At 62.7% G+C, this 6,083-nt stretch carries 3 protein-coding genes; all 3 read right to left on the reverse strand.

From position 1 onward, the window contains the following. Positions 1 to 186: 186 nt before the first annotated feature. The 3 genes from VF629_RS22755 to VF629_RS22765 all read right to left on the reverse strand — a co-directional run bounded on the left by VF629_RS22755 (position 187) and on the right by VF629_RS22765 (position 6,006). A complete protein-coding gene (locus VF629_RS22755; RefSeq protein WP_331060807.1) occupies positions 187 to 2,406 on the reverse strand; it encodes a T9SS type A sorting domain-containing protein in 2,220 nt (739 codons plus the stop codon). Between the two features lie 210 nt (positions 2,407 to 2,616). Further along, positions 2,617 to 2,931: an L-rhamnose mutarotase gene (gene rhaM, locus VF629_RS22760; RefSeq protein ID WP_331060808.1), complete on the reverse strand. Its 315-nt coding sequence runs from the start codon at positions 2,929 to 2,931 to the stop codon at positions 2,617 to 2,619. Positions 2,932 to 3,156: 225 nt separating this feature from the next. Beyond that, positions 3,157 to 6,006 (reverse strand): glycosyl hydrolase, encoded by a 2,850-nt coding sequence (locus VF629_RS22765; RefSeq protein WP_331060809.1) that lies wholly within the window; start codon positions 6,004 to 6,006, stop codon positions 3,157 to 3,159. Positions 6,007 to 6,083: the final 77 nt, after the last annotated feature.

Below are 6,083 nucleotides of genomic sequence, written 5' to 3' on the forward strand. Positions count from 1 at the left end.
ATCCACGAGTTCGGCCAGGCGGCGGTACAAATTATGCGGCGGCACCCGCTCGGAGAGCCGAAAGCGGGCCACCTCTTTGTCGAGAAACAGCTTCTTGCCTTGCATCCCCCTTTTACGAACCACGTTCTGCAACAGCCACCAAACCTTCCCGCACCCTCCTGCATTCACAAAAAACTTGTAAGCGCCTCACTGCTTGAGCACCTTGACGGCGGTTTGGGTGCCGCTGGCGGTGCGCACGTGCACCATGTACAGCCCCGGTTTCAGCCCGAGACCACCGCTGAAATAGTCACGCCGCTCGCCTTGCTCCAGCAGCTGCCCAATCAAGTTGTAAATCTGGTAGGTGAAAGGGCCGGCCGAGCGAATGTTGATGGCGCTGGCCGTGGGGTTGGGGTACACGGCCACGCCAATCTGGTCGGGCCGGCTGGCCTTGGTGCCAAGTACACTATTGAGGGTATCGACCAGCACGATGTTAGGCGTGGGCGGCGCGCTCATGCCCGTGCCCAGGTAAAAGCTGGTGTGCGGTGGCTGGTTGTAGGCCGAGTTTTCGTGCGCCACCGCCAGTCGGTATTGCGAGTCGTGCATGAGCGTGTAGAGGCGCTCGGTGGTGGGGGCGGACGTTGAGTACAAGAGCAGACTCTGGTTGTCGCGGGCCCGCAGCAGGATTTCCTCGCGCCAGTCGCCCAGAATGTCGGCCGTGAGGCAGGGGTTGGCTTTGGTGGTGTTGTTGGTTTGGGCGTCGCCGTCGGCCGCGGTGCTCGGGGTGAGCAGGCGCGTGAGGCTGCCGTTGGTGGCGGGCGGCACGGGCGGCACCCATTTTTCGAGGCGCACGGTGGCCACGTTGGTGGTGGAGTTATAGCCGGCATCGAGCAGCTCGCGGCTTAGGTCGCCGTCCCACCACACCGCGAAGTTGACGGTGGGCTTGGTGGTGCCAATCTGGGTGCCGGTGCAGGTGTAAAGGCCGCCCACCGAGCCCCACATTTCGTAGCCGCGGTGGTTGGGGTCCACGTCGGCGGCCAGGCCCCGGCCCACGTCGCCGGTGGCGGGCACGCCCCACAGGGGCTGGCCCGTGAGGGCGTCGCGGCATTCCAGGCCGTAAACGCCGTACTGCGAAGGCGTTTCGTGAGGCTGCCACACCTCCTGGCCGGGCCGGTCGGGGTTCATGTCGCTCATGTGCAGGGCGTCGCCGTGGCCCAGGCCGTTCACGTAGAGGCCCGTGCCGTCGTCTTTGATGGCGCTGGGGCCGTTCACTACCTCGTCCTTGCCGTCGCCGTTCACGTCGCCCACCGTGAGTTGGTGGTTGCCCTGCCCGGCGTAAGCGCTGTTGCCGTTTTCGTCGCTGTCGAAGGTCCAGCGGCGGGTGAGCTGGCCGTTGCGCCAGTCCCAGGCCACGCGCACCAGCCGCGTGTAGTAGCCGCGGCCCATCACCAGGCTGGGGCGCTGGCCGTCGAGGTAAGCCACCGTGGACACGAACCGGTCGACGCGGTTGCCGTAGTTGTCGCCCCAGCTCGTCACGGCGCCGCGGGCGGGCAGGTAGGCCGTAGTGGCCATGGCCGCGCCGGTTTTGCCGTTGAAAATGGTCAGAAACTCGGGGCCGGTGAGCACGTAGCCGGTGCTGTTGCGGTAGTCGGCCGTGGCGTCGCCAATGACGGTGCCTTTGCCGTCCACGGTGCCGTCGGCGGTTTTCACGGCCACTTCGGCTTTGCCGTCGCTGTCGAAATCATACACCATCAGCTGGGTGTAGTGGGCGCCGGCGCGGATATTACGGCCCAAGTCGATGCGCCAGAGCCGGGTGCCATTTAGGCGGTAGGCATCAATGTACACGTTGCCGGTGTAGCCCGACTGCGAGTTGTCCTTGGCGTTGGACGGGTCCCACTTCAGGATGATTTCGTACTGGCCGTCGCCGTCCACGTCGCCCACCGAGCAGTCGTTGGCGCCGTAGGTGTAAGTCACGTTATCGGGCGTGGTGCCGCCGGTGGGCCGCTGAATGGGAATGCGCAGAAACTTGTCGGCCCACACCGTGGCGCCAGCCGAGGCCGCTTCTTCCACGCCGTTGCGCACGGGCCGCACGGTGTAGGTTTCATTAGCGGTGGTGGCATCCACCAGATTGGTAGCCCCGGTGATGGGCGTCGCGTTGATTTTGGCAGCGCCGCGGTACACGTTAAAGGCCAGGCCAGCAGGGTCGGTGCCGAGCACGCGCCAGCCCACATATACATCGGTGGCGCTGGTGCGCACGGCCACTACGCCGCGGTTCAGTTTCTCCATGCGGCGTTGCGCCTGTGCAGGCGCAATCAGCAGCGCCAAGGCCAGTAGCAAGAGCGCCAAACGATGCACCGCAGTGGTCCCTCGAAGGGGCTTGAGCGCGGGCAATTGAGGGCAAGTAAGTCGGGTGTAAAACAACTGACTCATAAGGGTTGGGAAAGGGAGAATGAATAAGTTTGTTCTCTATAAAGGACCTTTCCTACCCCTTCCGAACTCTCCTGTGCCTTACTGCAATACCCGTATTTTGCACCTGGAATCCTTTGCGCGGAATTCGGCCAGAAAAAAACGCGCGAACCGGAGTAGAACAGCCAACTGTTTCCCCGATTCGCGCGTGTAAAAATGCTTTAAGGACCTTGCTCAATCCATGTGAAACACGCATTCCAACGGCTTCACCACGGGCGAATGGTCGGGGTTGGTTTCCATTAAGTCGGCCATGTAGGACCACCAGCGCTGCATGATGGCCGTGGCCGGCAAAGCGTCCACGGTATGGCCCGGCTCCCGGCGCTGCACGGCAAACAGCACCCCGGTAGCGGCGTCCAGGTAAATGGAGTAATCCCGAATGCCTGCGTCCTGCAGCAGGCTCAGGAGTTCGGGCCAAATCTCGTCGTGGCGGCGCTGGTACTCAGCGGCCACGCCGGGCTTGAGCTGCATTAAAAAGGCTTCTTTTTCCATGTGAGTGGGTTTGGTATTGATTAGACCGTTATGCTTCGCTGCACTCTGTATAACGGTCTGTCATCCTGAGCGCAGCGAAGGACCTTATCACCATTGAACGACGAGTCCTAACCTGATAAGGTCCTTCGCTGCGCTCAGGATGACAGACGATTGATTGGGTTGCCTTCCCACGCAAGACGCTTCGCTGCGCTCTGCATGACGGCCCTATTCATTCTGCTTTCCAGATTACTGCACCGGTGCTCCGGTGGCGGCGGGCGTCAGCGTGACTGGCCCCAGCAAACCGGACTCCAGTGGCTGCCATTTTTCGGCCGAGAACAGGCCGTCGGCGCCGCGGTTTTCCTTGAGCTTGGCGTTCATGTTGGTGTTGTAGAAAATGCGCCACTCTTGCTTGTTGCGGTCCATGTCGGCAATGCGGTTGGCCATTAGGTTACTCACAGTGACAGTGAGGGTATTGGTGGGCCGCAGCCGCGACTTGGGCACAAACACTTGGTACACCGGCCCCACCAGCGTGGCCACGGGCTGCCCGTTGATTTGCACGCGGGCGCTTTGGGCCACGCGGCCCAAGTCGAGCAGCCAGCCATCGGCCGTGCCAGCGGGCATGTCGAAGGTGGTGGTATAGGTGGCCGTGCCCGAGAATTTCTTGCCATCCTCGCCGGCCATGGTCGTCCACGAAGCCAAGTTGCTAGTTTTGATTCTGGCGGGCAGCGTGGGGCCGCCCGACACAAAGGCCACATCCCAGGGCGCGGTGAGGGGCTGGGGCGTGGCCGCCAGGCTCAGGTAGGGGAATGAAGCGCCGCCCACTGGCTCTTCGCCGGCGTCTAGAATGCAGGTTTCGCCGGGGGCCAGCTGCAGGTACACTTCGAGCGTGCCCTGGGCAGAGGTACGCACTTTGGCCACGCCCACCTGCTCGGTCATGGGGTTGAACAAGGCCGCGGTTTTGGCCGACGTTTGCAGCGGCACCCAGCCATTCACCGGCTTTTCGGCCCAGTTAGCTAGGAAGTAGTATTGGCCCTTGGCGTGGCGGCGGCGCATGAACTGCAGGCCGTTGTCGACCAACGCTTCGCGCTTCACACCGGCCTGCGCCATCAGCTGGTCCACGTTGGAGCCCAGCAGCACGCGGCCCTTGCCAATGGTGGCTTGCTGCACACCGTCTTTTGCGGCACCAAACTTCAGCTGGGCCAGTAGCTTCTTGAAATTGGCACGGCGGTTGGCCAGGTTGCCCAGGCCGGGCACGTCGTCGGGCGCCTGGTTTTGCAGCAGAATGGTGGCGCCGTTTTGGGCCAGCCGCACCAGCTGCTCCATGGTCAGCAGCGGCATGAGGTGCGCCTCGGGCACCAGCAGGGTTTGGTAGTTGGCCCCGCCGCCGGTGGTGAGGGTAGCGCCGGTATTTTTCACTTGCAGCACCTGCTTGTCGGAGATGAAATCGTAGCCGTAGCCCTGCTTCAGCAGCAGCTCGCTGGTGGCCGCAATGGGCATGCCCTTGAAGCCGTGCTCGATGCCGTCGAAGTGCTGGAGCAGCACCTTGCCGGGCCGGGTGTAGGCGTCGGAAATGGGCAGGTACAGCAGCACGTCGTTGCTGGGCTGGCCGGCTTGCAAGAACGACTGGCAGCGGGCTGTGTACTGGTTCAGCTTGCCAAAATCCTTCCAGAACGGGTTCTGGGGCACAAATTCCACGGCGGCGTAGAACAGCCAGCCGGGCCACTTAGCGGCCTGCGGCGAGTAGGTGGTGCCGTGGTGAAACACGTGGTTCACGCCGCCGAGCAGCATGCGGTCCACGGCCTTTTTCACGTCGCTGAGCTTGGACAGGAAATGGTCGTTTTCCCAAGTCGCCGTCTCGGCCGAAGTCAGCGGCTTGCCCGCTACGTGCGCCGCCGACGACGCAAACTTGATGCGCGTGAGGTCCTCCCCTTCCGTCTCGGGAATGTCGGTCACGGCGTACAAATCCAGGATGTTGGCCGGCGAGCCGTGGGCTTGGTTACGAATGAGGGCGCCGTGGGTTTTGGCCCAGGTACTCCAGGTTTGGGTGTAGTTTTCGAGCAGCAGTTCCGACAACGTTTCGCGGTAGTCGGTGAGCACGCGTTTGTTTTCGTCCTCGCTGGCCTTGCCGAACAAGCCGGGTAGGTGCTGCTTCAGGTCGTAGCCCCGGCGCTTCTGAAACTCGGCAAACATCTGCGGCGTCCAGTTCGATTCGCCCTGGGCGTCGTCCACCTCATACGAGTCGTTGAAAAACGCCCGGATGGGCTTCACGTCATGCCCCTTGAAGGCCTTATCGAAATACGCCAAGTAATGGTCGGTGGCCGGCTTCGAGAAGTGGTCGATGACGTCGCCTTCGCCGCCGGGGCCTGCGCGTTCCACCTGCTTGCCGTGCCCGCCTTGGAACAGGGCGTACAGCGTCCAGTTACCACCGGCTGGGGCGGTCCAGCTCAGCTTGCCATCGGCGCCCACTTTGCTCGTTAAGTCCAAGGCTTCGCCCTTCTCCGAGTAGGCCATCAGGGCCTGCAGCGGAATGGGCTTTTCGTAGCGCACCTGGTCGAGCGCCAGCGCCTGTAGGTTCTTGTTAGTTGCCACCGGGTCGGCAATCTGCTTGATATCTACGCGGTGGCCCACGGCGTTGGCAATGGGCTTTTGAATGAATTTCACCGGCTCGGCTAGGGTGCCGCCGCCTTTCACCTCGTAGGTGCTGTAGGCCACGTACTTCGAGGCATCCACCGGCGCCACCCAAGGCCCGCCGAAGGGCCAGCCCGACGCCTGCGCCACGTCAACTCCCAGCCCCAGGCGGCCGGCTTCGGCCAGGGTGTGGTCGAGCATGCTCATCCACTTCGGCGAGAGGAAGTCGATAAACTGGCTTTCGGCTCCTTTCACCCCGTAAATGGCCGTGATTTCCATGCCACCCAGGTTGGCCTGCTGGTACTGGGTCATCAGGCTGGTCAGGTCGGCTTTGTTCACGGCGCTGCCCTCCCACCACCAGCGGGTCCAGGGTTTGGTTTGCTGCGTGATGGCCGGCCACTTGGGCGCCTGGGCGTGGGCGGCCAGCCCAAGGGTTGAAAGGAAAAGTAAGGCGAGGGAGCGTTTCATAGTGGTTCTAATGGGGCGTCATGTCGAGCGCAGCCGAGACATCTCGCTCGGGGAAGTAAGTAGTTTCCCGTGGCAAG

Source organism: Hymenobacter sp., assembly GCF_036388155.1.
Classification (GTDB): Bacteria; Bacteroidota; Bacteroidia; order Cytophagales; family Hymenobacteraceae; genus Hymenobacter.

Coding starts and splice junctions, on each gene's coding strand:
- rhaM (WP_331060808.1), bottom strand. CDS start 2,931: ATGGAAAAAGAAGCCTTTTTAATGCAGCTCAAGCCCGGCGTGGCCGCT.
- VF629_RS22755 (WP_331060807.1), bottom strand. CDS start 2,406: ATGAGTCAGTTGTTTTACACCCGACTTACTTGCCCTCAATTGCCCGCG.
- VF629_RS22765 (WP_331060809.1), bottom strand. CDS start 6,006: ATGAAACGCTCCCTCGCCTTACTTTTCCTTTCAACCCTTGGGCTGGCC.